Origin of the sequence: Amycolatopsis sp. NPDC049253 (assembly GCF_040678995.1) — a bacterium.
Taxonomy (GTDB): domain Bacteria; phylum Actinomycetota; class Actinomycetes; order Mycobacteriales; family Pseudonocardiaceae; genus Amycolatopsis.
The window spans coordinates 52,499-79,447 of sequence record NZ_JBFAQX010000007.1 but is presented as its reverse complement, the minus strand read 5'-3'; the positions used below and the strand labels follow the sequence as shown (position 1 = coordinate 79,447).

The window sequence follows — 26,949 nt, the reverse complement described above, 5'->3', positions numbered from 1 at the left end:
CGTTGGTCGCTGTTGCAGCGTCGCCGGGAGCGCTTTCGGTTCCCGCCGATGCCACGGTCGCGGCCCCGACCCGAGCACTCCCGGTCCCCGCCGGCGCGACGGCCCCGGCCCGTGCCGCGCCGATGCCGCCCGTTCCGATGCGGTGCGCAGGGCCGAGTAGATCGCTCGTCACCGTGTACCAGACGGCGCGCGTGTGCAGGCTTTGTTCCGGCAGGTCCAGCGGGGTGTGGTCCAGCACCTCACCCGACGGGCGGCGACGCAGGTAGCCGACGACCTGCGACGTCACCGCCACCTCGCCCAGGCACACCGTGACGCCGCCGTGGGTGCACTGTTCCTGCGTGGACAGCACGGAGATGTCCACGACCTCCCGCGGCGACGTGTGCCAGTCCGGGTCCTCGGCGTGCACGAGGGCGAGGCCGGTCTCGAGGTCGAGCTCGTCGACGACGTACGACGAGCCCTGGTGCAGGTACACCGCACCCGGGTGCACGGCGTAGCAAGCCGACCCCGGGTCGACGGTGCCGAGCATGCGGCCGGAATCCGCCTCCACCACCGCAATCTGGTCGCCGCCGGAGCCGCGGATGCCGACCTCGGCGTGGGGGCGTTCGCGAGCGGTCCAGTACCAGCCGCTGGACCGGCGGCGCAGCAGCTTCTCCTCCGCCAGGTCCGCGAGTACGGCGCGCGCCGCCGGGCCGCCGAACGTGTCCAGCTCCGGTTCCGTCAGTGGCAGCTCCGCCACGGCGCACGCGAGCTGCGGCCCGAGCACGTACGGGTTCGTCGGGTCGAGTACGGCCGTCTCCACCGGACGCTCCAGCAACGCCGCCGGGTGGTGCACGAGGTAGGTGTCGAGCGGATCGTCGCGCGCCACGAACACGACCAGCGCCTCGTCGCCCGAGCGCCCGGCGCGCCCGGCCTGTTGCCAGAACGACGCGAGCGTGCCCGGGTAGCCGGCGAGCACCACGGCGTCGAGGCCCGCGATGTCGACGCCGAGCTCCAGCGCGTTGGTGGTCGCCACCCCCAGCAACCGGCCGGACAGCAACGCGGCCTCCAACGCCCGACGCTCCTCCGGTAAGAAGCCGGATCGGTACGCCGCAACGGTTTCCGCCAATGCCGGGTCCACTTCGGACAAAAGACGCCGCGCGCCCAACGCCGTGAGCTCCGCCCCGCGGCGCGAGCGCACGAAAGCCAGCGAACGCGCGCCCTCCACCACGAGGTCCGTGAGGATCCGCGCGGTCTCCACACCCGCCGAACGCCGCACCGGCGCGCCGTTCTCGCCCGTCAGCTCGTCGAGTAGCGGGGGCTCCCACAACGCGACCGTCCGCGCGCCCCGCGGCGAAGCGTCCTCGGTGACCGCCGCGCACGGCAGCCCGGTCAGCCGCGAAGCGAACTCCGCCGGCGAAGCCGTGGTCGCCGAGGCCAGCACGAACACCGGCGACGCCCCGTAGTGCGCGGCCACCCGCCGCAGCCGGCGTAGCAGCAGGGCGACGTGCGAACCGAACACGCCGCGGTAGCTGTGGCACTCGTCGACCACCACGTAGGCCAGGTTCTTGAAAAACCGGGTCCACCGCGAATGCGAGGACAGGATCCCGCGGTGGAGCATGTCCGGGTTCGTGAACACCCAGTTCGCGTGCGCGCGCACCCAGTCGCGCTCGGTCATCGGGGTGTCACCGTCGTAGGACGCGGCCCGCACCGCGGGGATGTCCAAAGAGGACACCGAACGCAGCTGGTCAGCGCCCAGCGCCTTGGTCGGCGAGAGGTACAACGCGGTCGCCGCCGAGCCCGTGGCCAGTGCGGACAGCACCGGCAACTGGTACGCCAACGACTTCCCCGAAGCCGTGCCCGTCGACACCACCACATGGGACCCGGCGTGAGCCAGCGAAGCCGCCTCCACCTGGTGTTTCCAGGGCATCTCCAGGCCGGAACCCGCGAACGCCGACACGACCGACGGCGCGGCCCACTCCGGCCACGCCGCGAAACCGGCTGCCCGCGCGGGAAGCTCGGCCACGTGCGTGACCGGGTTCTCACTCACCGGGAGCCCTGCCGTGACCCGGCTCAACAGCCTCCGTCCTCGCTCGACCACGTGCCGAAGCTTCGCACAGGGCACCGATAGAACCGCGGCGAGATCGATCAAGTGAGCAATCACACAAGGTCACGGAACGTGCTGTCACCGGGACGCGTTGCACGGCCGCTGAGCACTACCAATACACTCCCGCAATCCACACCCTCTGTGGCGATCGTCATGTGAGACGTGCATTGCCCGCACGGCTAGCGTGTCGCTCGGTACAGATCCCATGCCAGTGCAGGCACGCCGGGTACGACGAGTCCGCATTGGCCAACGGCGTTCCCAGGAGGACGAATGTCCCGGCAGTTCCTCGCGGAGGGCGGTCTCACGCTCTCCGGGGGTGGCTACACCATCGTCGGTGTGGTCGCCGTGGTCGCCCTTGCCGCACTCGCCATCGGTTACGTGCTGCTCAGGGAGGTGCTGGCCGCGGGCCAGGGCACCGCCAAGATGCAGGACATCGCCAAGGCGGTGCAGGAAGGTGCGGCCGCATACCTGAAGCGGCAGCGCAACACCCTCGCCATCTTCGGCGTAATCGTGTTCCTGCTGCTGTTCGCGCTCCCCGCCGACGACTGGAACGAGCGCATCGGCCGCTCGATCTTCTTCCTCGTCGGCGCGGTGTTCTCGTTCACCATCGGCTACCTCGGCATGTGGCTCGCGACGCAGGCGAACCTGCGCGTGGCGGCCGCGGCGCGTGAAGAAGGCGGCCGCGAGATCGCGATGCGCGTGGCGTTCCGCACCGGCGGCGTGGTCGGCATGATCACCGTCGGCCTCGGCCTGTTCGGTGCCGCGATCGTCGTGCTCGTCTACACGGGCCAGGCCCCGAAGGTGTTGGAGGGCTTCGGGTTCGGCGCCGCGTTGATCGCGATGTTCATGCGTGTCGGCGGCGGCATCTTCACGAAGGCCGCCGACGTCGGCGCGGACCTGGTCGGCAAGGTCGAGCAGGGCATCCCCGAGGACGACCCGCGCAACGCGGCGACGATCGCCGACAACGTCGGTGACAACGTCGGCGACTGCGCCGGCATGGCGGCGGACCTCTTCGAGTCCTACGCGGTCATGCTGGTCGCCGCGCTGATCCTGGGCAGCTCCGCCTTCGGTTCCAGCGGCCTGATCTTCCCGCTCATCGTGCCCGCCATCGGTGTCATCACCGCCGTCATCGGCGTGTACATCACGAAGGCGCGTGCGGGCGAGGGCGGTCTCGTCACGATCAACCGCTCGTTCTACATCTCCGCGGTGATCTCCGCGGTGCTGTCGGCCGTCGCGGCGTTCGTGTACCTGCCGAGCAGCTTCTCCGACTTCGGTGCGGAGTTCGCCGGCAACAGCGGCAACCCGGCGGTCATCGCGACCGTCGCCGTGATCATCGGCATCGTGCTCGCCGCGATCATCCTGAAGCTCACGGGTTACTACACCGGCACCGAGCACAAGCCGGTGCAGGACGTCGCCAAGACGTCGGAAACCGGTGCCGCCACGGTGATCCTCTCCGGCATCTCGGTCGGGTTCGAGTCCGCCGTGTACACCGCGCTCGTGATCGGTGCCGCCGTGTTCGGCGCGTTCCTGCTGGGTGGCGGTGTCGCGCTGTTCGCCGTCGCGCTCGCCGGTACCGGCCTGCTGACCACGGTCGGCGTCATCGTCGCGATGGACACCTTCGGCCCGGTCTCCGACAACGCGCAGGGCATCGCCGAGATGTCGGGCGACGTCGACGAGAAGGCCGCGCAGATCCTGACCGAGCTGGACGCGGTGGGCAACACCACCAAGGCCATCACCAAGGGCATCGCGATCGCCACCGCGGTCCTCGCGGCCACGGCGCTGTTCGGGTCCTATTCGGACGCGATCACGAAGGCCGTGGGCGGTACGGGCGAGTTCATCGCCAACGTCGTGAACCCGTCGACGCTGGTCGGCGTGATCGTCGGCGCGGCCGTGGTGTTCCTGTTCTCGGGCCTGGCCGTCAACGCGGTTTCGCGTGCGGCCGGCGCGGTGGTGCAGGAAGTGCGCCGCCAGTTCCGCGAGATCGCCGGGATCATGGAGGGCACCACGCGGCCCGAGTACGGCAAGGTCGTGGACATCGTCACGCGCGACTCGCTGCGTGAGCTCGCCACGCCGGGTCTGCTCGCGGTGTTCGCCCCGATCGCCGTCGGCTTCGGCCTCGGCACGGGCGCGCTCGCCGGCTACCTGGCCGGTGCGATCGCCACCGGCACCCTGATGGCGATCTTCCTCGCCAACTCCGGTGGTGCCTGGGACAACGCCAAGAAGCTCGTCGAAGACGGCAACCACGGCGGCAAGGGCTCCGACGCGCACGAGGCCACCATCATCGGTGACACCGTGGGTGACCCGTTCAAGGACACCGCGGGCCCGGCCATCAACCCGCTGATCAAGGTGATGAACCTGGTCTCCGTGCTGATCGCGCCGGCGGTCGTCAGCCTGACGCTGGGCGGCGGCGCCGACACCACGTGGCGCATCGTGATCGCGGTCGTCGCGCTGGCGGTCATCGTCGCGGCGGTCGTCGTGTCCAAGCGACGCGGCACGGTCATCGAGAACACTCCGGCGGAGGCGAAAGCCTGATCCGCCGTTCGAACACCGTCCGGGGCCCGGCGCGCTGCTCGCGTGCCGGGTCCCGGCGTGTCGGGAATTCCTCCCGCACTCCGGCGGGTGACTTGCGAATGATTCTCGGGTCGGTACGGTCGGGGGCACCTGGACGTCGACGGGCAGGAGGTGTCGCGGTGCGGCCGCGGTCGACCGTTCTAGCCGCGCTGGTCACGGCACTCGGTGTCGGCCTTGCCGCCTGCGGGCAGCAGCCGCCGGTGTCGCAGACCCACAGCGGTGGGCAGGCGGACACCTCCAGCCAGGCCGATCCGGCCGCGAGATGGGCGGACGGCTACTGCTCGGCGGTCACCCACCTCGTCCGCACGCTCGCGAACCTGCCCGAGATCGACCCCAGCTCGCCGGAACAGGCTTCCCGCACGTCGAGCCGGCTCCTGTCGTCCGTCGTCGACGGCATCGACCAGACCGTTGACGGCCTCGACCGCGTCGGCCCGCCGCCACTACCCGGCGACGACCAGGCCCGCAGCGACCTGCTCAAACAGTTCGCCTCCGTCCGCGCGCGCGCCGACACGGTCCGTGAACGCCTCGACACGGCCACCGACGCCTCCACCACCAAAACCGCCCTCGGCGACGCCCGGGCAACCCTCGACGACGTCGCCGCCCTCAACGTCCTCCAAGGCCTCAACGCGACGCCGGAACTCTCGGCCGCGGGGAAGCGGGCGCCGGACTGCCAGCAGCTGGTGGTGCCACCGGCGCCGCGCTGACACGCTCGGCGACGAGCGTCGGCTGATTCGCGGGTGGTGATTTGGTTGGACGACAGTCGCTGCCACGGGCGGGTCGGGTAGCTCACGCCTGCTGCGGGCGAACTGAGGCGTCGCCCGGCGTCGGCCCTGTCTGGACGTGCTGCGCGAGAAGTGATTGGTCACGGTCGCGCGGACGAGGTTGCCGGCGCTCGGCTGGTGCGCGGGTGGCGGTGAGTTGGTGGAGCGTCGGCCGCTGCCACCGATGGGGCGGGTCGGGTAGCTCGCGCATGCTGTCGGCGAACTGAGGCGTCGCCCGGCGTCGGCCCTGTCTGGACGTGCTGCGCGAGCCGTGTCCGACCGCGGTCGCGCGGACGACGTAGCCGGCGCTCGGCTGGTGTGCGGGTGGCGGTGAGGTGCTTCGACGTCGGCCGCTGCCACCGGCTGGTCGGGGCGAGCAGCTCGCGCCTGCCTCCCGTGAGCTGCGGTGATGCCCGGTGCCCACCCTGTCCTGAGGTGCTGCGCGAGACCTGACCCGTGCGAGCGCGCCGCGCTGACTAGCTCTCCGAATCAAGTTCGCGAGTCAGCCGGATGAGGTAGGCGGCGAAGCGTTGGCGGTCGGTGGCCGACCAGGTGGCGGTGAGGTCGTTGAAGGTTCTGCGCTGCCATTGGTGCGAGGCGTTGAGCAGTTCGCGCCCGCTGTCGGTGAGTTGCAGTGACGCGCGGCGCCGGTCGTGGTCCGAGGTGGCGCGGGTGAGGTAGCCGGCGGTGGTCGCGTCGCGGACCATGCGGCTGGCGCCGGAGTGGTCGAGGCCGAGGTGGTGCGCGACGGTCGCGACGGTCACCTCGTCGGTGTGCTCGCTCCCCGTGTCGACAGCCTCGACCGCGAGGATGTGCTGCACGTGGCGCATCTCGCCCGTGAGCTCGGCCGACGTGCGCAGGGTCCAGCGTCGGGACCAGTGTCTGACCAGGCGGAACAACGCGGGCCCGGCTTCGGTGAGGGGTGGCATCACGGGCTCCACCCTACCGTGACTGTGTGCGATCCGCATGCATAACGTGTGCGATATGCATATACTCCCTCGTAGTCGCGACGCTGCGTTCGCCGCGCTCGTGCTGGGGCTGCTGATGGCTTCGCTCGACACCAGCGTGGTGGTCGCGGCGTTGCCGTCCATCGGCGCCGACCTGGGCGATCCCGGCTCGGTGGGTGGGGTGACGGCGGCGTACCTGCTGGCGGTCGCGGTCGCCACGCCGGTGCACGGCAGCCTCGGCGACCGGTGGGGGTGGCGGCGCATGTTCGTCGGCTCGGTCACAGCGTTCGCCGTCGGGTCGGCGGCGGGTGCCCTGGCGCCGGATCTGGCCGCGTTGATCGCGTTTCGCGCGGTGCAGGGGCTGGGCGGGAGCGGGCTGATCGTGGCCGCGGTGGCAGCCATGGCGGAGCTGTTCGACCGGGACGAACTGGTGCGGCGGCAAGGCTGGCTGACGGCGGTGTTCGCGCTGTCGTCGATCGGCGGTGCTCCGCTGGGCGGCGTGCTGGCGGCCGTCGCGGGCTGGTGGTCGATCTTCCTGATCAATCTGCCGGTCTGTGTTGTGGCTGTAGTTCTCGGGGTGCGTTCGGTGCCGGGCAAGCGGCGCTCGGGCCGAATCCGGTTCGACTGGATGGGCGCGGTTCCGGTCGCGGTCGCCGGGGGTTGTGTCGTCGTGCTCGGCAGCAGTGCGACGCCTGGGTGGGCACCCGTGCTCGTGGTCGTCGGGCTGGTCGCGGCGGTCGCCTTCGTGCTGGTCGAACGGCGGGCGGCCGCGCCACTGGTCCCGCCGCGGCTGTTCGCCGACGCCCGCCTCGCGCGGGCCGTCGCCGTCACCTTCCTGACCGGCGTGGCGTTGTTCGGCAGCTTCACCTACGTGCCACTGGCCATCGGCGCCGCCAGTCCCACGGCCACGGGCCTCCTGCTCCTGCCGATGAGTGTCGGCCAAGTGCTGGCGACCACCGGGTTCGCGCTGCTCGCCCGCCGCCGGCCGCGCGTCACGGCCTGGGGCCGGTTCGGGCTGGTCCTCGGCGTGGCCGGACTCCTGGCCACTGCGGCACTCCCGCTCCTCCAGCCGGGCCCGACCCGGTTGGTCGCCGTGGTCGTGGGGCTCGCGTGCAGCGGCGCCCTCGGGTTGTCGATGCAGGCCTACACGTTGCTGGCGCAGTCGTGGGCACCCCAGGACATCCTCGGCGCCGGGATGGCCACCCTCACCTTCGCGCGCCAGATCGGCGGCTCGCTCGGGATCGCCGTCTTCGGCCTGCTCACGCTGTCTGCGGTGTTCCTCGTGGCCGCCGTCGCGCTGCTCGTGGCCGTGGTCTTCGCGCCCCGGGCGGCCGACGACCGCGTGCCGGCATGATCGCTCGATCGGCGAAAATCCGCCGCCTGACCCTCGCGTCCGATCGAACTTGTGTTCTATCATGATCCGCGTGGATCGGACGATCTCGCTGTTCTCTGCGGAGGCGAGCGGCCCGGGGCTTGCGGACCTGGCCGGCCTGCTGTGCTGCCAAGGACAGATCACCGGCTTCGGGCGCACGGCGGCGCGGCTGTCCGTGAACGTCGACGAGCAGTGGCGCGCCCGGGTGCTGGCGCGCGAGTGCCGCCGGCGTGGGGCCGACGCGCAGGTGGCGGTGCGGGACTGCGGGCGGCCGCAGGTGCGCACGTCGTTCCGGGTCGACCTCCTGCCGCTGTCCGTGCAGTGGCTGCGCCAGGGCTGCTCGGGTCCGTCCGAAGACGATTCGGGCAAAGCGCTGCCCGAAGGCTTCCGGCTGAGCGGCGCGATGCTGCGCATGTGGGCCCTGGCCGCGGGCCGGCCGGGGCCGTCGGGCTACCTGCTCGGCATGGACCCGCTGGCGCCGCACATGCACGACGGTCTGCTGGCCGCGCTGGCGCCGCTGGGTGTCCACGCGCGGTTGCTGGGGCCGAAGGCCGAGGAGCCCGCCGCGCGGCTGACCGGGCGGCGCAAGCTCGACGGGCTGCTGGAGCTCATCGGCGAGGCGCCCGCGGGCGCGGAGGCCGCGTGGCCCGAGCTGCCCGAACTCCGTGAGGACACCCGGCCCGAACGCACCGAAGGGGACTCACGCCGCGGCGGAGGCGGCGGGAGTCCCCTTCAGTATTTGCTGGGCGACGTCCTGGAGGCCGTCGGCTAGGGCTGTAGTGCTACGGCTGTGTCACTGGGGCTTGGGCAGCGTGCAACCAGCCCGGTTGAGGTCGATCTCGCTCGCCGTCGTCAGGCAGGCGGGAATACCGAACGTCTCCTCGCCGTACTTGGTCCCGGGATGCACGGTCACGTTCCCGGACCCGTCGACCTCGCACGGGTTGTCGAGCGTGCAGCGCTGGCCGTCGTCGTTCGACGTGTTGTTCACGCCGATGACCTTGCCGGTCGCGGTCTCGACGATCGGGGAGCCGGACGTGCCGCCGATGGTCTTGCACTCGGGTGTGTAGCGGATCGAGTCCTTCCAGACCCAGCCGTTTTCGTGCAGCTCGTGCACGAACCCGTCGATCGAGCAGGAGTAGATGGTCTTCCAGTAGCCCGAGACGACGTCGATGTGCGTGCCCGCGGTCGGGTGCGCCGAGACGAGCTCGAGCGGCGAGACGTGGTACTTCTGCTTGATCGCCGCGTACGTCGTGTCGAGCTGGTAGAGGGACACGTCGGTGTCGGTCATGGTCGCGTACACGACCTTTTTGGCCTTCAACGTCCCGAGTGAACTTTTGCCGTCCGACGACAGCAGGCTGAAGGTGCGAGTGGACCGCTGACCGACGATGACCTCGCCGGGATCGGGGAAACCCGACTCCAGGCAGTGACCGTTGGAAAGTACGAGCGCGGGCGCCGTGTCCGGCGTGCCGGCCGGTTTGACGACCGAGCCGGAGCAGTTGGACAGCGCCACAGTGCCGGAGAACGTGGTGGTCGCGGCGCTCGCTTCGGGGGCGGTGACCAGGGCGAACGCGGCCACGGCCGCGAGCACGCCACCCAGCAGGCGTCGGGTCATGGTGGTTCCTTTCGGCTCGACGAGGTAGTAAGTGAAGCGGTGCCAACGTCGGGTCCACCACCGTCGAACGGAGGGTATCGGCGTGATCACGAGATACCCTGCACGGCACGTGTCCGGAATCACGTGCTAGGTGTGGAGAGGAAACATCGCCGAGGTCACAGGCGATCCGACGGGCAGGGGCCCGGCGGCGTGTCAGGCCACCTAGCCGCTGCGCGGCCGGTGCGGGCGTGCACACTGGCAGGTCGAAGACGCGGGCGCAGCACCCCTCGTCGAGGGGTAAAAGGAGTGCCGCCGCCATCGAGGGCGATGGCGCGGGGATGAGTGGAGAGCAGGGCAGCGTGGCAGGAGCACGGACCAAGAAGGACGGCACCGGGACGAACGGCGCCGGGACTCGGCGGCTGGTGATCGTCGAGTCGCCTACGAAGGCCCGCAAGATCGCCCCCTACCTCGGCGGCAACTACGTCGTCGAGTCCTCCGTCGGGCACATCCGCGACCTTCCGCGCGGCGCGGCCGACGTGCCGGCCCAGTACAAGGGCGAGTCGTGGGCGCGCCTCGGCGTGGACATCGACAACGACTTCAAGCCGCTCTACATCGTCACGCCGGACAAGAAGTCCAAGGTCACCGAGCTCAAGGGCCTGCTCAAGGACGTCGACGAGCTCTACCTCGCCACGGACCCCGACCGCGAGGGCGAAGCCATCGCGTGGCACCTGCTCGAGACGCTCAAGCCCAAGGTGCCCGTGCGCCGCATGGTGTTCCACGAGGTCACCGAGCAGGCGATCCGCGCGGCCGCCGACGCGACCCGCGAGCTCGACGTCGATCTCGTCGATGCGCAGGAGACCCGCCGCATCCTCGACCGCCTCTACGGCTACGAGGTCTCGCCGGTGCTGTGGAAGAAGGTCATGCCGAAGCTCTCGGCGGGCCGCGTGCAGTCCGTGGCGACGCGGATCGTGGTCGAGCGTGAGCGGGAGCGCATGCGCTTCACCTCGGCGTCCTACTGGGACATCTCCGCGACGATGGACGCCGGCGAAGACGCTTCGCCGCAGACCTTCCCGGCCCGCCTGGTCGGCGTCGACGGCGCCCGCCTGGCCACCGGCCGCGACTTCGACTCCGACGGTCAGCTCAAGGGCACGGCCAAGGAGATCCGTGTGCTCGGCGAGGCCGAGGCGCGGGCCCTGACGCAGGCGCTGGCCAACCGCGACTTCACCGTGTCCAGCGTCGAGGAGAAGCCGTACACGCGGAAGCCGTACGCGCCCTTCATGACCTCGACGCTGCAGCAGGAAGCGGGCCGCAAGCTGCGCTTCACGTCCGAGCGCACGATGCGGATCGCGCAGAAGCTGTACGAAAACGGCTACATCACCTACATGCGTACCGACTCGACCACGCTGTCGGAGTCGGCGATCTCGGCCGCCCGCAGCCAGGCGACGCAGCTGTACGGCAAGGAGTACGTGTCGCCTTCGCCGCGGCAGTACACGCGCAAGGTGAAGAACGCGCAGGAAGCCCACGAGGCGATCCGCCCGTCCGGCGAGGTGTTCCGCACGCCGGGCCAGGTCGCGGGCGAGCTGGACTCCGACGAGTTCCGCATGTACGAGATGATCTGGCAGCGCACGATCGCGTCGCAGATGGCCGACGCGAAGGGCACCACGATGTCGGTGCGCATCGTCGGCACCGCGACCTCGGGCGAGGAGTGCACCTTCGCCGCTTCGGGCCGCACGATCACCTTCGCCGGCTTCCTGAAGGCCTACGTCGAGGCCGTCGACACCGAGGCCGGTGGCGAGGCCGACGACAAGCAGAGCCGCCTGCCGGTGCTGGTGAAGGACCAGGGGCTGACCGCGTCCGAGCTGTCGGCCGACGGCCACACCACCTCGCCGCCCGCGCGCTACTCCGAGCCGAGCCTCGTGAGCAAGCTGGAAGAGCTGGGCATCGGCCGCCCGTCGACGTACGCGTCGATCATCAAGACCATCCAGGACCGCGGCTACGTGTGGAAGAAGGGCTCCGCCCTGGTGCCCTCGTGGGTCGCGTTCGCCGTGATCGGCCTGATGGAGCGGCACTTCGAGCGCCTGGTGGACTACAACTTCACCGCCGGTCTCGAGGACGAGCTCGACCGCATCGCCAACGGCGACGAGCAGCGCGTGGAGTGGCTCCAGAAGTTCTACTTCGGCGGGGACTTCGGCGTGGAGGGCTCGGTCGGGCGGCTCGGCGGGCTCAAGAAGCTGGTCGACGGCAGCGTCGAGGGCATCGACGCGCGCGAGATCAACTCGATCCCGCTGTTCAACGACGCCGACGGGCACAAGGTCGTCGTGCGCGTGGGCCGCTACGGGCCGTACCTCGAGCGCGAGGTCGACGGCCAGTCGCAGCGCGCCAACCTGCCCGAGGACCTGCCGCCGGACGAGCTGACCTCGGAGATCGCGGAGAAGCTCTTCGCGACGCCGCAGGAAGGCCGTCAGCTGGGCGTCGACCCGGTGAGCGGGCACGAGATCGTGGCGAAGGAAGGCCGCTTCGGCCCGTACGTCACGGAGGTGCTGCCCGAGCCCGAGCCGCTGCCCGAGGGTGCGACGGCCGCGCAGAAGAAGGCCGCCAAGGCGAAGCAGCCGAAGCCGCGTACGGGCTCGCTGTTCAAATCGATGGCCATCGACACGATGACGCTCGAAGACGCGCTGAAGCTGCTGTCGCTGCCGCGCGTGGTGGGCAAGGACCCGGAGTCGGGTGACGAGATCACCGCGCAGAACGGGCGCTACGGGCCGTACCTGAAGAAGGGCACGGACTCGCGCTCGATCCAGACCGAGGACCAGCTGTTCTCGATCACGCTGGAAGAGGCGCTGAAGATCTACTCGGAGCCGAAGCAGCGGGGACGGTCGGCCACGGCGAAGCCGCCGCTCAAGGAGCTCGGCGACGACCCGGTGTCGGGCAAGCCGATGGTGGTCAAGGACGGTCGCTTCGGCCCGTACGTCACCGACGGCGAGTACAACGCGACGCTGCGGAAGTCCGACAGCATCGAGGAGCTGACGGCCGAGCGTGGCGCGGAGCTGCTCGCGGAGAAGCGGGCGAAGGGCCCGGCCCCGAAGCGCCGCACCACGACGACGCGCAAGGCGCCGGCGAAGTCCACGGCGGCGAAGTCGGCTTCGGCCACGAAGTCGGCCGCCGCGGCGAAGACGACGACAGCCAAGAAGGCGCCCGCGAAGAAGGCGAGCACCGCGAAGGCCAAGTAGCAGGCGGAGTTTCCGTCGGGGCCACCCGAGACTTTCGGGTGGCCCCTTCTTCGCGTCTGGGGGACAGTTTCGATGCAGGAGACGCGGCGTGCGCGGGCGGCCGTTTCGGTGGTGTTCGCGGTGTGCGGGGCGGCGTTCGCCACGTGGGCCGCGCGGATCCCGGCGGCGCAGGCGCACGCGGGCCTGAGCGCCCGACAGCTGGCGATCGGCCTGTTCGGCCTCGCGGCCGGATCCGTGGTGGCGCTCGTGGCGGCCGGGCCGGTGCTCACGAAGATCGGCAGCCGGCGGGGCGTCGTCGTCGGTGCCACGGTGCTGTGCGCGGGCCTGCCGCTGGCCGCGCTGGCGTCGAACCTGATCGCTTTCGTGGGTGCGCTCGTGGTGCTCGGCGTGGGCAACAGCCTGCTCGACGTGTCGATGAACGCCCACGCCGCGCGCGTCGAGGAGGCGTACGGCCGGCCGATCTTCGCGGGGTTCCACGCGTTCTGGAACATCGGCGGGCTGCTGGGTTCCGGCGTCGGCGCGCTGCTGGAGCGCGTGCCGATCGGGGTGCACTTCACCGTGACGGGCGTGGTGCTGCTGGTGGTCGCGCTCGCGGCGTCGACGCGCTTCCTGCCGGGCGCCGACCGCGGCCAGGGTGACGCGGCGTTCGCGCTGCCGGGCAAGGCGCTGATCCCGCTCGGCGTGATCGCGTTCTGCGGCTTCGTGGCCGAGGGGACGGTGAACGACTGGAGTGCGGTTTACCTGCGGGACGTCACGGCCGCGTCGGCGGCTCTGGCGTCGCTGGGGTACTTCGCGTTCTCGATCACGATGATCGCGGTGCGCGTGGTGGCCGACCGGCTGGTGGAGCGGTTCGGGGTGGTGCCCTTCATGCGAGTGGCGACCTTGGTGACCCTGGCCGGGTTCTTGCTGGTGGTGGCCGTGCCGGTGCCCGGGTTCGCGGTCGCCGGGTTCGCCGTGGTGGGGCTCGGGGTGTCCGGCATGGTGCCGCTGGCCTGGAGCGCGGCCGGCCGCAAGCAGCCGTTCGCGCCGGGCCGGGCGATCGCGGCCGTGGCGGCGTGTGGCTACTTCGGCTTTCTCGTCGGGCCGGTCCTCATCGGCGCCCTGGCCGGCGGCATCGGGCTGCACTGGACTTTGGGCGTGGTCGGGGCGCTGGTGGTGTCGGTGTACTTCCTGGCTCCGACCATGCGGGCGGCCCCGGTTCCGGCCCGCTGACCGACCGTTCGGCGCACGGTCGCGGCGAGTCGAACAAAAGTTCGAAAAATTGTCGGTGCCAGGGTGTTCAATACAGGGGTGAGTTCAGCGACCGCAGTCTTCGACGTCATCGACGAAGTCATCGCGCCGCTCCGGGCCGAGGTACCGGAGCGGCCGTCGGTGATGGAGTTCTACGACCCGCAGTTCACGGTGCCGCCGGTGCTGGAGGGGGTGGGCGGTCCCGGTGGTTCCGGGCCGCCTGGCTGGGGGCCCGGTGACTCGGGTTACCGGGATCTGGGGGACGGGGAGGACGCGGGGCGTGCTCGCGCGGAGTCCGAGGACGGTTCGGGGGCTCGGGACGTCTCGGGTTCGGGCGAGTCCGAGGTGCGGCGCGACTCGGGAGCTTCCGGGGCTGACGGCGAGCCGGGCTGGTCGGCGGCTTCGGGGTCGTCGGGTTCTTCGGGTTCTTCGGAGCCGGAGGAGCTGAGCCTGGCCGACCAGGTGCGGCAGTCGTTCGGGCCCACGCTGGTGCCGGGGTTGATCGAGGAGATCGAGCAGTACACGCGGTTCGTGGCGGGCATGTCGGAGCTCGGCCTGGTTCCGGAGGGCGAGGTGACGCCGGAGGCCGTGGGGCTCTACCGCGTGCTGCGGGGTGGTTTCATCCGCGGCGTGGTGACCGGCGTCTTCCCGGCGCGTCCGGAGCCGTGGGAGGTGCGCTTCTTCGGCGACGAGGACTACACCACGGTGATGAGCAAGCTGGGCCGTCGCGCGCGGCTGCGGTCCGGCCTGCTCAGCGCCCTGCCGGGCTGGGTGTTCGACGGGCTGCCCGACCGTCCGCCGGGGCCGGGGCCGGCCGTCCGCATCGAGACCGACCGCAGTGGCCTCGTGCCGCGCGCCGCGTGGGGCTCGCTCGACGTCATCCGTGCCGCGGTCGCCCGCCCGCGCCTCGGCACGGTGCTCGTCGACCTGGCCGTCCGCGACGCCGTCCTCGCCGAGTACCCGCACGGCGCCTTCGGCCTCGTCGACAACGACCAGGGCCGCTACCAGTTCCGCGCCGCCCCCCGCCCCGACGGCGGCTGGCTCATGACCTGGCAGCCCGCCACCCGCAGCACGGCGGAAGCGTGGATCGTCGAAGCGGTGCGCAACCATGCCTGAACCGAGCCGTCGAACGCCTTCGTGCCCGTCCGCACCGCCGGCCACCGGCCACGATCGATTACGAAGAGTGCCCGATCTCGTGACCGGGATCACCCGTGGACGTCGCTTTCGGCGGTCGACCGGGGTGGCCGTGGCCTGCACACTGCTGCGGGACCGTCCGGTCGGCGGCGTGGGCGCGAGTGGTTCTGCGCCCATTGGGCGGATGCGGGAGCCGGTAGTGTCGCCGACACTGGAAGGCGAGGACATTCCGTAGTGAGGTGGTCACCATGAGCACGAGCGGTGGGGCTCCTTTCTTCCATGCCCCCCAAGGCACTCAAGGCGTCCCCGGCGCCCCGCAACCGGAGCGCGACGGGACGCTGGACGGCAGCGTCGGCGGGGAGCGGTTCGCCGATCCGCTCGCCGGGCTGGTGACGGCGGCCGAGGCGGCGCCCGCGGCGTCGGCGGACGAGGCGCGGCCGTTGCCGACCGCGCGGCCCGTGCAGCACGACCCCGAGGCCGTGAAGCGGATGGTCGAGGCCGCGCTGCGGGAGGAGGCCGCGCGCACGCCGCAGCCGATCCAGCCGGCCGAGGAGAAGCCCGACGGGGTGCCGCTCGGACTGCTGCCGCGGCAGCGGACGTGGCCCACGCGCGCGCCACAGCTGCTCAAGCGGGTGCCGCGGCCGCGGCCGAAGGCGAAAGCCGAGGTCGCCGACGACGACATCGAGGCCGAGCTAGCCGAACGGCAGGCCAAAAAGCGCAGTCTGCCGACCATCGGGATGCCGAACCTGGGCCGTCCGTCGACGAGCGCGGCGGGCGTGATCCTCGCGGTCGTGCTGCTCATCGTGTTCGTCGTGATCGCGCTGTACATGGTGTCGAGCCTGGTCAGCAGTGTGACGGGCCTGTTCAGCTGACGTCACTCCACCACCGCCACACCCGGGCCGGTGCCGTGTCCGGATCGGCGATCGGGCTACCCTGACGACACGGTCGGGGGATCCGAAACGGGGTTTCCCGACGCCGCCGTGACGAGTGGGGTGGGCGTATCAGCGAAGGCGTGCGGTCGGTACCCGGCGCCGGATCGGGTGGCTCGGCGAGTGCCGAGGCGTCCACGATCCACCGCGTTCGTCGGGTGCTGGCGATCAGACCATTCCGTCGGCTGTGGGGCGTCACGTACCTGTGCAGTGTCGCCGACTGGCTGAACCTGCTGGCTCTCACGAGCCTGAGCACGAAGCTGCTCAACAACTACACCGCGCAGAACTTCGCGTTCGTCGGCGTGGTGCTCACGAACCTGCTGCCCGGCTTGCTGTTCGCGCCGATCGGCGGCATCCTCGCCGACCGTTTCGACCGCCGCAAGGTGATGGTGGTCTGCGACTTCCTGCGCTGCGGCTTCCTGCTGTCGATCGCGATCGTCGGCGCGCCGTGGTGGCTGTTCGTCGCGAACTTCCTGGTCGGCTGCTGCTCGATCATGTGGATCCCGTCGAAGGACGCGGCGGTGCCCAACCTGCTGCGCCGCCCGGACCAGGTCGAGACGGCCAACCAGCTCGGCATGGTGATGACCTACGGCCTCGCCGTGATCACCGCCGCCGGAGCCAACGCCCTGATCCTGGGCGCGAACACGACGTTCCACCTGTTCCAAGGGGCGACGGCCGACCTCTACATCGCGAAGATCGTCGTCGTCATCAACGGCCTGCTGTACCTGACCAGCGGCATCCTCATCGCCACCCGGATTCCCGAGCTTTCGCTGCGCGACGTCCACAAGCTGCCCGACCAGAAGGTCAAGAAGGCCGACGAAGAGAAGTTCGGCTTCGGCGACATGGTGCGCGACGGCCTGCGCTTCGTGAAGAGCACGCCCTTGGTGCGCGGACTGCTGATCGGCGCGTTCGGCGCGTTCGCCGCGGGCGGGGCGGTGGTGGCCTCGGCCAAGCCGTACTCGTCGTCGCTGCTCGCGGGTGACGCGGCGTTCAACCTGCTGGTGCTCGCCGTGTTCCTCGGCCTCGCCACCGGGATGGCCCTCGCGCCCAAGCTCGCGCGGCGGCTGCCGCACGACCGGCTGTTCGGCATCTCGATCGTCGTGGCCGGGCTGTCGCTGGTGATCATCGCGCTGTCGCCGCACCTCGCGATCTCGGTGATCGCCGTGGCGCTCACCGGCTTCTGCGCCGGCATCGCGTTCCTCACCGGCGTCACGATCATCGGCTCGCGCGTGGAAGACGCGATCCGCGGCCGGGTCAACGCGATCTACCAGTCGATGCTGAAGATCGTGCTGTTCGGCTCGACGATCGTCACGCCGGCGTTGATCGGTCTGGTCCGCCCGCACCAGATCAACGTGTGGGGCAGCCCCGTCACCATCGACGGCACGCGGCCGGTGATGATCGGCGGCGGCGTGCTCGCGATGCTGCTCGGCGTGATCGCCTACCGGCAGATGGACGATCGCCGCAGCGAGAAGATCCTCACCGACCTGCGCAACGCCCTGCGCCGCGCACCCCGGCGCGTCAACGGGTTCCTCATCGCGCTCGAAGGCACCACGGCCATCAACACGGCCAGCCAGGCCGCGCGCCTCGCGCGTTGGCTCGGCACCGGCACCCGGCCCGTGGTGCTGGCCGCCGACCCCGCGCTCGACGAGCGGCGGTTCCGTTCGCTGATCTCCGACGCGTCGCTCACGGGCGCGCGGGCCCAGGCGCTCGTCGCCGCCGCCGTGCGTGCGGAGCTGGTCGAACGCGAGATCCAGCCGGCGCTCGACGCCGGGTCCGTGGTGGTGATGGAGCGTTTTGTCGACTCGCCGCTCGCCCACCTGTGCACGGTCGCGGGCCTCGACGCGGGTGAGCTCGAGGGCCTGGCCGACTGGGCGACGGGCAAGCTGCGCCCCGACCTCACGGTGCTCCTCGACGCGGAACCGGGCCAGCGCGACCAGAACTCGTCGGTGTCGGTCAACGACCAGTGGCGCGTGCAGCACCTGCTCGCCGAGATGGCCGCGGCCGATCCGGACCGGTACGTGGTCGTCGACGCCGACGGCACCGACGACGAGGTCGCCGCGCGCGTCCGCACGGCCGTGCTGGCGGTGTTCGTCGGCCGCCTGTCCGGGCTGGCGCCTTCGGAGCCGGCCGAGCGTCCGGAGCTGGACCACCGCATCCACGCCGTGGCGACGGCCGACGTCGTCGAAGGTGCCGTCGCGGAGGCCGAGCTCGCGCCCGCGCAGGAAGTGTCCGAAGTGGACGCCAAGTGACCGGGCCGATCGGCGTCTGGGCCGAGCTCGTGGGTCAGGAGCCGGCGGTCGAAACGCTGTCGACGGCTTCGTCGGCGGCCGCGAAGATCGTGGCGGGGGAGCCAGTGCCGCCGGGCGCGATGACGCACGCGTGGCTGATCACGGGCCCGCCGGGGTCCGGCCGTTCGGTCGCGGCGCGCACGTTCGCCGCCGCGTTGCAGTGCAGCACCGGCACGGGCTGCGGCGCGTGCCCCGGCTGCCGCACGACGATGGCGGGGACGCACGCCGACGTCCGGCTCGTGGTGCCCGAAGGCCTGTCGATCTCGGTCGCGGAGATGCGCGCGCTGGTCCAGGCCGCCGCGCGGCGCCCGACCACAGGCGAGTGGCAGGTCGTGATCATCGAGGACGCCGACCGGCTCACGGAAGGCGCGTCGAACGCGCTGCTCAAGGCCGTCGAGGAGCCGCCGGAGCGCACGGTGTTCCTGCTGTGCGCGCCTTCGGACCACCCGGACGACGTGTCGGTGACCATCCGCTCGCGCTGCCGTCTGGTGACGCTGCGGACACCGCCGCCCGAGGCCATCGCGCAGGTGCTGGTGGCGCGCGACGGCGTCGATCCCGAACTCGCACAGTGGGCCGCGTCGGTCTGCGGCGGCCACGTCGGCCGCGCGCGCCGGCTCGCCACGGACGACTCCGCGCGCCAGCGCCGCGCCACCGTGCTGCGGATCCCGACGGGCCTGCGCCGGCCCGCCGACGTCTTCACCAGTGCCGATCAGCTGATCAGCGCCGCGGAGGCCGACGCCGGCGAGGAGAGCAAGGCCCGCGACGAGAACGAACGCTCCGAGCTGCGCACCGCCATGGGCGGCGACGGCATCGGCAAGGGCGTCGCGGGCGCCAAACGCGCGGCCGAGGCCGCCGTGAAGCAGCTCGAAAAACGCCAGAAGTCCCGCGCGACGCGCACCCAGCGCGACACGCTCGACCTCGCGCTCGTCGACCTCGCCGGCTTCTACCGCGACGTCCTCGTCACCACCACCCACTCCGGCGCGACCCTCAACCACCCGGACCACGCCGACGACATCCGCGCCGCCGCCGCGGCCTGGACGCCGGAATCGACGCTGCGCCGCCTGGAAGCCGTCCTCGAATGCCGTGAGGCGATCGAGCTGAACGTCAAGCCGCGCATCGCCGTGGAGGCCATGGTGACGACGCTGCGCCAGGGCTGAGCGCACCGACGGCAACGGCCCGGCCACCACGAAGGTGACCGGGCCGTTTCCCGTGGCGGATCAGTCGCGGGGGTGCGGTGACGGCTTGCGCGGAGCGTCGTCGGAGTGCAGCTTCACCGGCGCGGCAAGGCGGCGACGGTTCGGGAACGCCGCGACCATCACGACGCCGAGCAGCAGCATCGCCGTACCCGCCCAGAAGAGCGGCACGGTGTCGTACGCCGTGCCCGTGTACGCGAGGTTCTTGACCGGTCCCTTGGGTGCCTGGCCGCCGGCCGCGGGCGGGGCCGTGGTGGCCGTGCCGCAGACGACGCCGCCGGTGGGGGCGTAGGCGCGCGCGACCTGTTCGCCCAGGGACAGCTGCGCCAGGGACGACGGGAGGTTGTCGCCGGCGCCCGCGGGGAGCAGGGTCTTCAGGTTCTTCGTCGGAAGCACCTGGAGGTCGAACAGCCGCGCCGAGGCGCCGAGCTGGTAGCCCTTGTACGGCGTGGTCGCGACGGAGCCCTGCTGGTCCAGACCGGCGATCGACAGCCGCAGGACGCCGAGGTCGAGGACGGTGCCCGCGGTGTCGCCGACCTGCTGGATGCCCTTCGTCAGCGTGGACACGAGGCCGCCGACCACGGGGATCGAGTTGAGCTGCCCGAACTTGTCGCTCAGGCCCGCGAGCGGCAGGCCGATCGGGATGTCCTTGGTCGGGTGCGCCGCGTCGAGCGTGTACAGCGTCTTGCCGCCGGCCTCGATGGTCAGCACGGGCGCGGTGTAGTCGACCTTCGAGGTCTTCTCGTCGCCGGTCGAGGTGACGGTGAGCGTCGGCTGGCTGGTGACCTTGATCGACAGCTCCAGCGGCGTGCCCTTGAGGATGTCGATGTCGGCGGCCTGCAGCGTCGAGATCGACTGCACCGCCTTGTTCTTCGACCCCGGGATGTCCACGAGCTTCACCTGCGAACGCGACGACAGCGTGTTCGGCAGGCTCAGCAGCGAACCGGTGCCGTCGGCCGCGGTCTGGCCGCCGCCCGACAGCAGGCCGCCGAGGCTCTGCAGGCCCTTGGCCGGGTCGAAGCCCTGCGCGAGCTGCGTGCCCTGCGGCAGGTTCAGTCCACCCTGGCCCAGCAGCGGGATCTGCGGCAGCGACGGGATCACGTTCAGCAGCGAAAGGCTCGCCACCGACGTGCTCGCGTCGGCGATCGTGTCCACGCACGGGCCCAGCGAGTCACTCCAGCGGGCGTGCGCGGTGCCGTTCAGGACGCCGATGTCGAGCAGCGGGTTCGACGGCGCGTTGAGCCCACCGGACAGCGGCTTCGGGTTGTCCGGCAGCGCGGTCTGCACCACGGAGCCCGGGGTCTGCGGCGCCTGGCCTCCCACGGCCACGCCGAACGGCGACGCCTGCGCGATCGACTTCTCGTAGGCCAGGTACGCCTCGGAGTTCGCCGACGCGCTCGACAGGCCCATCCCGGCTTCCAGCGCCGACTGCTTCGGCAGCGTCTGCCCGAAGCCCGGCAGGATCGTCGACGTCGGCACGGAGTTCGGCAGCAGGCGCAGCACGCCCAGCGCCGTGCCCGCGTCACCCACCGCGTGGCCGAGCGGCTGCGGCCCGATCGGCGCGGACGCCGGGGGCTGCGTCGGGTTCGCCGGCTGCGGGATCGGCGTCGTCGGGATCTCCTGCGCGCTCGCCGGCGCGGCGATGAGCAGCAGCAACGCCGCTGCCGCGGGCAGGGCCACCGCGCGGGGCAGTCTTCGCCGCATGTGCCGAGTCCTCCAGGTAGGCCGGTCGGGGAGTGAGACCGAGGTCATAGGACCCTAACGACGCGGCCCCCGCAAGGTGACGCCAACGGCCTCCGCTACACTTGTTCCCGTCGGACGGCACCAGCCACCCGACATGCCGCCTTAGCTCAGTCGGCCAGAGCGATTCACTCGTAATGAATAGGTCGGGGGTTCGATTCCCCCAGGCGGCTCCCCAGGTCAGGGCCCATCCGAGACACCTCGGATGGGCCCTGATTCGTGTGGTGGGTGCCTGATTGGGTCTTTGTCTCTTGATCGCCAAGTTCACCCGTTAAGGGGACACCTGATCTCTGGCGAGCGCCCCACCGGATCGCAGGAGGGGCTGCCGGTGGTGCTGTTCCTGCACGGCGGAGTGTGGGGTCGCGGGCGATTTCGACAACCACCGCTGCCTCACGCGTGACCTGGTGCTGTGACGGGGTACACCGTAGTGTTCGTGGAGTACACCGCGATCCCGGACGCTGTGTTCCCGACGCAGCTTGAAGAGTGCTTCGCCGCGCCGGCGTGGGCCACGCACGAAGGTGCTTCGCAGCGGCTGGACACGTCGCGGCTCGCGGTGGCGGGCAACAGCGTCGGCGACAACCACAACGCCGCGCTCACGACGTACACGCGCGACCACGACGGGCCACCGATCAAGGCCCAGCTGCTGATGCACCCCCGCCACCGAGGCGCGCGTCGACACCTCGTCCTACGCCGAGTTCCCCGATGACCGAGGTGGGCGCACTGCCGGTAGAGGTGACGAGCTTCGTCGGTCGCGGCGAAGAGCTGCGGGCGACGCGGAAGGTGCTCGCCGCGGCCCGCCTGGTTACGCGCACCGGCGGCGTCGGTAAGACGCGGCTCGCGCTGCGGGCCGCCGCCGAGGTGCGCAGCTCCCTCGCCGACGGGGTGTGACTCGTCGACCTCGCCGCGTTGCGTGATCCTGCTCGCGCAGACGATCGGAGCGGCGCGCTGCGTCTGGGCGACACCGGCGGCGATCCCTCCGCACGGCTCCTCGAGTTCCTGTGCGACAAGCAGCTCCTGCTCGACAACTGTGAGCACCTCGGCCAGGCGCTCGCCGTGCTGGTGCACGAGCTGCTCGTGGCCGTGCCGGGCCTGCGCGTGCTCACCACGAGCCGGCAGGTGCTCGGGCTCGACGGCGAACACGTGCTCCCGGTGCCGCCGCTGGCCGTGCCGCCGGTGCGTGACCCCGCGGGCGCGTCGGCGCTCGACGTCGTGAAGCTGTCCACCGATCGCGCGGCCGCCGTTTCCGCCGGCTTCACCGTCCACAGTGGAAACTGGCCGCAGGTGGTGCAGATCTGCCGCCGGCTGGGGGGTTCCCGCTCGCCGTCGAGCCGGCGGCGGACGCGCGCCGGGCCGGCTGACTCGGCCATCCGGCCCGCGCCTACGGGCCGGAAAGCCGATGCCGGTCGTCCGGGGCCTGGATTGACTCGGTGGCATGAACGAAATGGGGAAAACCGCGAGCTGGTTCGCGGCGATCGCGGCGGCACTGGCGACCGTCACCGCGTGTGCGCCGGACGGGCCGGAGCACGTCAAGAACGTCGCCTACGACAGCGGCGCCATCGGCAAGGCCGACGCCGACGCACGCCTGCCGTCCTGGATTCCCGCCGACGCGACGGCCGTCACGGAGGCCATCCGCACCACCGGGTCCGAACGGATCCTGCGCTACACCCCGGGCGCTTCGGGCCTGCCCGCGACGTGCGTGAAGGGTCCCGCGTCGGCGACCCGCGCGACTCTGACGGCCGACTGGTGGCCCGCCGGCCAGGAGCACCGCACCGACCGCGTCTGCGACACCGACTGGTACGTCATCGCCGACGAGGGCCTGATCTACGCGTACCGGCCGGAGACGCGCGACCAGCGTCGCTGAAAAACGAGCGCGCGAAAAAGACGGATCGGGCTGCCGAGGCGTGATGCCCGGCAGCCCGATCCGTGGAGTCCGAAGTGGTCAGTCCTCCGGCGGGGTCAGCTCGATCACCGTGGCGGTGGCTTCGCCGCGCGGGGTGCGGTAACTGATCTTGTCGCCGGCCTTGGCGCCGACCAGGGCGAGGCCCAGCGGGCTGTCCGACGTCACCGAGTCGAGGTCCTCGCCCGGGAGGGTGACGACGTTGAGCACTTCCTCGTCACCGTCGGCGAAGCGCAGGGAGACGCGCGTGCCGTCGGGGAGCAGGTTGCTGTTGTACGCGCCGTGCTCGAGCTTCGCGGCGACGTCGGAGATCTGGCGCTCCAGCCGCGCGGCGGCCTCGGCCCGGTCGATCACGTCGGCCTGGTCGGCCGCGTCCCCCGTGCGTTCCTGCTCGCCGGGCTGCGGTGCGAGCGCCGCCCGTTGCGCGCGCAGGTCGGCTATTTCCTTCTCCAGCTGGCGGCGCGCCGCCTCGCTGAGCCCCTTGTCCCCTGAGATCACCATGCCGGGCATTGTCCGCTGTGCGGACCGGGGTGGCCAATCCGCTTTTTCACCCGAGAGGGCACGGTGGGACGTCTGCCCTAGGATTCGGGCCTGTCGTCCTGAATAACGTAACGAGGATCACCGTGACCGCCGTACCCGGCCGAAGCGCGCAGCTGTCGCCCAACCAGCTGCAGAAGCAGGAGCAGATCGTCGAGGCCGCACGGGTCGTGCTCGCCAGAGACGGGCTCGCCGGGTGCACAGTACGCGCGATCGCCGACGCGGGTCCGCTCACGAAGAGCGCGATCCACTACTACTTCGCCGACATCGACGTGCTCATCGACCGCGCGATGGCCGCCCACATCACCACGTTCGCCACGGATCTGCGTGCTGTGGGGGAGAAGTTCGCCGACCCGCGCGAGCGCTTGTTCGAGGTGACCAAGGCGTACCTGGCGGAGTTCGCGGAGCGGCCCAACGGCGCGTTCCTGTGGTTCGAGTACTGGATCGCCGCCGGGCGCGCGCAGCACCCGCAGGCGATCGACGCGATGCTGACGTCGATCACGGAGCTGTTCGCGGAGCTGCTGGCGCCGCTCGACGTCGACGACCCGCGGGCGCGCGCCCGGGCGTTGCTGAGCTACCTGCTCGGCGCGGTGGTGCAGCAGCGGGTGCGGCCGCGGCCGTTCGAAAGCCTGCGCGGCGACGTCGAGGCGCTCTGCTTCGCGGGTTATCGCTGACGCCGCTTAGGGTGCTGGCATGCCTCTGTTCTCCTTCGAAGGCGCCAGCCCGCAGGTCCACCCGGACGCCTGGATCGCCCCCACCGCCACCTTGATCGGCGACGTGACCGTCGAGAAGGACGCTTCGGTCTGGTACGGCGCCGTGATCCGCGCCGACTTCGGGCCGATCATCATCCGCGAGGGCGCGAACGTGCAGGACAACTCCGTGATCCACTGCGGCGGGACGCCCACGGAGATCGGCAAGAACGTGACCGTGGGGCACCAGTGCCTCGTGCACGACTGCGTCATCGGCGAGCAGGCGCTGATCGGGAACGGGTCCACCGTGCTCGACAAGTCCGTGATCGGCGCGCGGTCGCTGATCGCCGCGGGGTCCACCGTGACGCCCGGCACGAAGGTACCCGAGGAAGTGATCGCGATGGGCAGCCCGGCCAAGAAGTTCGTGCCGCTCACCGACTCGGCGCGGATGTGGGTGGAGCACAACGCCGGGATCTACCAGGACCTCGCGCGACGGCACCGGGAGGGCTCCAAGCCGGTCTGACGTGCACTAAACTCCGGCACGCAGCTGCGACTGGCGCCATCAGAGGTGGAGCACCACCGGGAAGCGACGACGAGGCCGGCACCGCGCGCCTGGGTGCCCGGCCGGTTTAGAGCCGGAGACGTGATGACACACCAGCCCGCCCTTACCACGCTCGCCGCCGCCGACCCGCAGATCGCCGGGCTCGTCGAGGACGAAGCGAGGCGCCAGCACGACAAGATCCGCCTGATCGCGTCGGAGAACTACGTCTCGCGCGCGGTGCTCGAGGCCACCGGCACCGTGCTGACCAACAAGTACTCCGAGGGCTACGCCGGCAAGCGTTACTACGAGGGCCAGCAGTTCATCGACCCCATCGAGACCCTGGCGATCGAGCGCGCGAAGGCCGTGTTCGGCGTCGATCACGCCAACGTGCAGCCGTACTCCGGCTCCCCGGCCAACCTCGCCGCGTACCTGGCCTTCGCGCAGCCCGGCGACACCGTGCTCGGCATGGCCCTGCCCGACGGTGGCCACCTGACCCACGGCTGGTCCGTGTCCGCGACGGGCAAGTGGTTCAACCCGGTGCGCTACGGCGTGCGCAAGGAAACCGGCCGCGTCGACTTCGACCAGGTGCGCGACCTGGCGCTGGAGCACCGCCCGAAGCTGATCTTCGCCGGCGGCACGGCCATCCCGCGCACCATCGACTTCCCGCGCTTCGCGGAGATCGCGCGCGAAGTGGACGCCGTGCTGGTGGCCGACATCGCCCACATCGCCGGCCTCATCGCGGGCGGCGCGCATCCGTCGCCGGTCGGCCACGCCCAGGTCATCACGACCACCACGCACAAGACCCTGCGCGGCCCGCGCGGCGCGATGATCATGTCGGACGCCGAGCACGCCAAGGCGATCGACAAGGCCGTGTTCCCCGGTCTGCAGGGCGGCCCCCACAACCACACGACGGCGGCCATCGCCGTGGCGCTGGGGGAGGCTGCGCAGCCGTCGTTCGCCACCTACGCGCAGACGATCGTGGCGAACGCCAAGGCCCTCGCCGCGGCGTTGCTCGACCGCGGCTACGACCTCGTCTCCGGCGGCACGGACAACCACCTGCTGCTGATCGACCTGACGAACAAGAACGTGGCCGGCAAGCCCGCCGCCCAGGCTCTGGACCGCGCGGGGATCGAGCTGAACTACAACACGGTGCCGTTCGACCCGCGCAAGCCCTTCGACCCGTCGGGCATCCGCCTGGGCACCTCCGCCATCACGACGCGCGGGTTGCTGCCGGAGCACCAGGTGCAGGTTGCCGAGTGGATCGACCGCACGGTGGTCGCGGCGGCCGCTTCTTCGCCCGAGGCGGAGCTGGACGGGATTGCCGCTGAGATCCGGGAGTTCCTGGCGCCGTTCCCGATTCCGGGTTACGTCGCCTGACGCTGCTTTTGTCTGACCGAAGGGTCCCCTCGCGCGTGGTGGGTGGTGCGGGGGGACCTTTTGCGCTGTGGGTGTGGCGTGAGGGGACCGTTCGCGCTGGGGCGGGGTGGCGAGGGGACCACTTGCGCTGTGCTCGCGGTGCCAGTGGGTGTTTGGTGCGATGTCTGTGTCGCGAGGGGACCGCTTGTGCTGCGGGGTTGATGCGAGGGCTTGGTACCCTGCCCTGCCCTGCCGGGGTGCGGTGCCGGGTGGCGAGGGGATCGTTCGCGCCGCGGACCTGGTGCGACGGGGCCTCTCGTGCACTGTCGGCGGGGTGAGGGACCGTTCGTGGTTGTGGGTTCGGCGCGAGGGGGCCTCTGGATGCCGTGCCGGTGCTGGGCCGGGACCTTTGGCGCTGGGGCGCGTATAGGCGACTGTTGTGCGGAGGCGGGGGTGCGAGGGGACCACTCGAACATCCGGCCAGACGCGTGACCTTTCGCGCCGCGCGCCTGGCGCGAGAGGGCCTTTCGCGCTCCGCGCTTGCGCGAGGGCGCCCTTCGCGCAGGGGGGATTGGCCGTCAGGGGCTGGTGGTCCGTGCCGGAGATGCCAGTGGGACCTTCGTGGTGCCAGCGGCGGTGTGATCGGTCCCTTCGCGTCGCCGACATGGCGCGAGGGGTGCTTTCGTGCGGGTGCTCCTGACTGAGTTGACCGGTCGCGCGGGCGTGTGAGAGGTCCGGTCGTCTCGGGGTGGGTGGTCGCAGGGGTCCACTCGTGGTGAGGTGCCGGTGCGGGCCGAGGTGCGGGTGCGGGTGCGGGGGGATCGTCGGCGCTGTGTTGGTGGGGCAGGGTGACCGGTCGTGCC

20 protein-coding genes, 1 tRNA gene and 2 pseudogenes are annotated in these 26,949 nt (G+C 71.1%); 18 read left to right on the top strand and 5 right to left on the bottom strand.

Going from position 1 to position 26,949, the window contains the following annotated elements; genetic code table 11:
• On the bottom strand, nt 1–2,077 hold a 2,077-nt coding region (locus tag AB0K15_RS18070), incomplete at its 3' end, for a DEAD/DEAH box helicase (protein WP_364051113.1).
• Nucleotides 2,078–2,353: 276 nt separating this feature from the next.
• Between AB0K15_RS18070 and AB0K15_RS18065 the strand changes: the two genes are divergently transcribed.
• Nucleotides 2,354–4,615, top strand: a complete 2,262-nt coding sequence (locus AB0K15_RS18065; RefSeq protein ID WP_364051110.1) for a sodium-translocating pyrophosphatase — start codon at nt 2,354–2,356, stop codon at nt 4,613–4,615.
• Between the two features lie 158 nt (nt 4,616–4,773).
• Nucleotides 4,774–5,358 (top strand): hypothetical protein, encoded by a 585-nt coding sequence (locus AB0K15_RS18060; RefSeq protein WP_364051107.1) that lies wholly within the window; start codon nt 4,774–4,776, stop codon nt 5,356–5,358.
• A 533-nt stretch (nt 5,359–5,891) separates the two neighbouring features.
• Here AB0K15_RS18060 and AB0K15_RS18055 read toward each other — a convergent pair.
• Complete coding sequence (locus AB0K15_RS18055; RefSeq protein ID WP_364051104.1) at nt 5,892–6,344, bottom strand: MarR family winged helix-turn-helix transcriptional regulator; 453 nt, start codon at nt 6,342–6,344, stop codon at nt 5,892–5,894.
• A 55-nt stretch (nt 6,345–6,399) separates the two neighbouring features.
• Here AB0K15_RS18055 and AB0K15_RS18050 point away from each other — a divergent pair, with 55 nt between their 5' ends.
• Together AB0K15_RS18050 and AB0K15_RS18045 are read left to right on the top strand one after the other, a co-directional pair.
• The gene (locus AB0K15_RS18050) at nt 6,400–7,716 is read left to right on the top strand and encodes an MFS transporter (RefSeq protein WP_364051101.1); all 1,317 of its coding nucleotides are present in this window, start codon (nt 6,400–6,402) and stop codon (nt 7,714–7,716) included.
• A 70-nt stretch (nt 7,717–7,786) separates the two neighbouring features.
• The gene (locus AB0K15_RS18045) at nt 7,787–8,506 is read left to right on the top strand and encodes a hypothetical protein (RefSeq protein ID WP_364051098.1); all 720 of its coding nucleotides are present in this window, start codon (nt 7,787–7,789) and stop codon (nt 8,504–8,506) included.
• A 21-nt stretch (nt 8,507–8,527) separates the two neighbouring features.
• Here AB0K15_RS18045 and AB0K15_RS18040 read toward each other — a convergent pair whose 3' ends face one another.
• Nucleotides 8,528–9,346, bottom strand: a complete 819-nt coding sequence (locus tag AB0K15_RS18040) for a serine protease (RefSeq protein ID WP_364051095.1) — start codon at nt 9,344–9,346, stop codon at nt 8,528–8,530.
• Between the two features lie 317 nt (nt 9,347–9,663).
• On the opposite strand from AB0K15_RS18040, the gene topA reads away from it, so the two are divergent.
• From topA to AB0K15_RS18005, 7 genes and pseudogenes are all read left to right on the top strand, one after another.
• Nucleotides 9,664–12,552 (top strand): type I DNA topoisomerase, encoded by a 2,889-nt coding sequence (topA, locus tag AB0K15_RS18035; protein ID WP_364051092.1) that lies wholly within the window; start codon nt 9,664–9,666, stop codon nt 12,550–12,552.
• A 72-nt stretch (nt 12,553–12,624) separates the two neighbouring features.
• Complete coding sequence (locus tag AB0K15_RS18030) at nt 12,625–13,764, top strand: MFS transporter (RefSeq protein ID WP_364051089.1); 1,140 nt, start codon at nt 12,625–12,627, stop codon at nt 13,762–13,764.
• Nucleotides 13,765–13,842: 78 nt separating this feature from the next.
• A pseudogene (locus tag AB0K15_RS18025) lies at nt 13,843–13,968 on the top strand (ESX secretion-associated protein EspG); the annotation flags it as partial.
• Nucleotides 13,969–14,286: 318 nt separating this feature from the next.
• Nucleotides 14,287–14,898 (top strand): annotated as a pseudogene (locus tag AB0K15_RS18020) (ESX secretion-associated protein EspG); the annotation flags it as partial.
• A gap of 266 nt (nt 14,899–15,164) precedes the next feature.
• The gene (locus AB0K15_RS18015) at nt 15,165–15,788 is read left to right on the top strand and encodes a hypothetical protein (protein ID WP_364051086.1); all 624 of its coding nucleotides are present in this window, start codon (nt 15,165–15,167) and stop codon (nt 15,786–15,788) included.
• 140 nt (nt 15,789–15,928) lie between these two features.
• On the top strand, nt 15,929–18,094 hold the full coding sequence (locus AB0K15_RS18010) for a dTMP kinase (RefSeq protein WP_364051083.1): 2,166 nt from the start codon (nt 15,929–15,931) through the stop codon (nt 18,092–18,094).
• Nucleotides 18,091–19,290, top strand: coding sequence for a DNA polymerase III subunit delta' (locus AB0K15_RS18005; protein ID WP_364051080.1), 1,200 nt, complete (start codon nt 18,091–18,093; stop codon nt 19,288–19,290). The genes AB0K15_RS18010 and AB0K15_RS18005 overlap by 4 nt, the downstream gene beginning before the upstream one ends.
• Nucleotides 19,291–19,350: 60 nt before the next feature.
• Here AB0K15_RS18005 and AB0K15_RS18000 read toward each other — a convergent pair whose 3' ends face one another.
• Complete coding sequence (locus AB0K15_RS18000; RefSeq protein ID WP_364051077.1) at nt 19,351–21,030, bottom strand: hypothetical protein; 1,680 nt, start codon at nt 21,028–21,030, stop codon at nt 19,351–19,353.
• A gap of 135 nt (nt 21,031–21,165) precedes the next feature.
• Here AB0K15_RS18000 and AB0K15_RS17995 point away from each other — a divergent pair.
• The 4 genes from AB0K15_RS17995 to AB0K15_RS17980 all read left to right on the top strand — a co-directional run bounded on the left by AB0K15_RS17995 (nt 21,166) and on the right by AB0K15_RS17980 (nt 22,927).
• A tRNA-Thr gene (locus tag AB0K15_RS17995) sits at nt 21,166–21,239 on the top strand.
• Between the two features lie 236 nt (nt 21,240–21,475).
• Complete coding sequence (locus AB0K15_RS17990; protein WP_364051074.1) at nt 21,476–21,772, top strand: alpha/beta hydrolase fold domain-containing protein; 297 nt, start codon at nt 21,476–21,478, stop codon at nt 21,770–21,772.
• The gene (locus tag AB0K15_RS17985; protein WP_364051071.1) at nt 21,769–21,954 is read left to right on the top strand and encodes a hypothetical protein; all 186 of its coding nucleotides are present in this window, start codon (nt 21,769–21,771) and stop codon (nt 21,952–21,954) included. Before AB0K15_RS17990 ends, AB0K15_RS17985 begins: the two co-directional genes overlap by 4 nt.
• Before the next feature lie 544 nt (nt 21,955–22,498).
• The gene (locus AB0K15_RS17980; RefSeq protein WP_364051068.1) at nt 22,499–22,927 is read left to right on the top strand and encodes a hypothetical protein; all 429 of its coding nucleotides are present in this window, start codon (nt 22,499–22,501) and stop codon (nt 22,925–22,927) included.
• 78 nt (nt 22,928–23,005) lie between these two features.
• On the opposite strand, the gene AB0K15_RS17975 is transcribed toward AB0K15_RS17980, so the two are convergent.
• Nucleotides 23,006–23,464, bottom strand: a complete 459-nt coding sequence (locus AB0K15_RS17975) for a GreA/GreB family elongation factor (protein WP_364051065.1) — start codon at nt 23,462–23,464, stop codon at nt 23,006–23,008.
• A 122-nt stretch (nt 23,465–23,586) separates the two neighbouring features.
• Here AB0K15_RS17975 and AB0K15_RS17970 point away from each other — a divergent pair, with 122 nt between their 5' ends.
• The 3 genes from AB0K15_RS17970 to glyA all read left to right on the top strand — a co-directional run bounded on the left by AB0K15_RS17970 (nt 23,587) and on the right by glyA (nt 26,107).
• Nucleotides 23,587–24,174: a TetR family transcriptional regulator gene (locus AB0K15_RS17970; RefSeq protein WP_354867506.1), complete on the top strand. Its 588-nt coding sequence runs from the start codon at nt 23,587–23,589 to the stop codon at nt 24,172–24,174.
• Nucleotides 24,175–24,193: 19 nt separating this feature from the next.
• Nucleotides 24,194–24,712, top strand: coding sequence for a gamma carbonic anhydrase family protein (locus AB0K15_RS17965; RefSeq protein ID WP_364051061.1), 519 nt, complete (start codon nt 24,194–24,196; stop codon nt 24,710–24,712).
• A 123-nt stretch (nt 24,713–24,835) separates the two neighbouring features.
• The gene (glyA, locus tag AB0K15_RS17960; RefSeq protein ID WP_364051058.1) at nt 24,836–26,107 is read left to right on the top strand and encodes a serine hydroxymethyltransferase; all 1,272 of its coding nucleotides are present in this window, start codon (nt 24,836–24,838) and stop codon (nt 26,105–26,107) included.
• The last annotated feature ends 842 nt before the right edge of the window (nt 26,108–26,949 follow it).

Excerpts from the sequence above, each read along its gene's own strand:
- AB0K15_RS17975 (WP_364051065.1), bottom strand. The coding sequence starts at position 23,464 with ATGGTGATCTCAGGGGACAAGGGGCTCAGCGAGGCGGCGCGCCGCCAG.
- AB0K15_RS18000 (WP_364051077.1), bottom strand. The coding sequence starts at position 21,030 with ATGCGGCGAAGACTGCCCCGCGCGGTGGCCCTGCCCGCGGCAGCGGCG.
- AB0K15_RS17985 (WP_364051071.1), top strand. The coding sequence starts at position 21,769 with ATGACCGAGGTGGGCGCACTGCCGGTAGAGGTGACGAGCTTCGTCGGT.
- AB0K15_RS18065 (WP_364051110.1), top strand. The coding sequence starts at position 2,354 with ATGTCCCGGCAGTTCCTCGCGGAGGGCGGTCTCACGCTCTCCGGGGGT.
- glyA (WP_364051058.1), top strand. The coding sequence starts at position 24,836 with ATGACACACCAGCCCGCCCTTACCACGCTCGCCGCCGCCGACCCGCAG.
- AB0K15_RS18055 (WP_364051104.1), bottom strand. The coding sequence starts at position 6,344 with ATGCCACCCCTCACCGAAGCCGGGCCCGCGTTGTTCCGCCTGGTCAGA.
- AB0K15_RS18050 (WP_364051101.1), top strand. The coding sequence starts at position 6,400 with ATGCATATACTCCCTCGTAGTCGCGACGCTGCGTTCGCCGCGCTCGTG.
- topA (WP_364051092.1), top strand. The coding sequence starts at position 9,664 with ATGAGTGGAGAGCAGGGCAGCGTGGCAGGAGCACGGACCAAGAAGGAC.
- AB0K15_RS17980 (WP_364051068.1), top strand. The coding sequence starts at position 22,499 with ATGAACGAAATGGGGAAAACCGCGAGCTGGTTCGCGGCGATCGCGGCG.
- AB0K15_RS18015 (WP_364051086.1), top strand. The coding sequence starts at position 15,165 with ATGAGCACGAGCGGTGGGGCTCCTTTCTTCCATGCCCCCCAAGGCACT.
- AB0K15_RS18040 (WP_364051095.1), bottom strand. The coding sequence starts at position 9,346 with ATGACCCGACGCCTGCTGGGTGGCGTGCTCGCGGCCGTGGCCGCGTTC.
- AB0K15_RS17965 (WP_364051061.1), top strand. The coding sequence starts at position 24,194 with ATGCCTCTGTTCTCCTTCGAAGGCGCCAGCCCGCAGGTCCACCCGGAC.
- AB0K15_RS18030 (WP_364051089.1), top strand. The coding sequence starts at position 12,625 with ATGCAGGAGACGCGGCGTGCGCGGGCGGCCGTTTCGGTGGTGTTCGCG.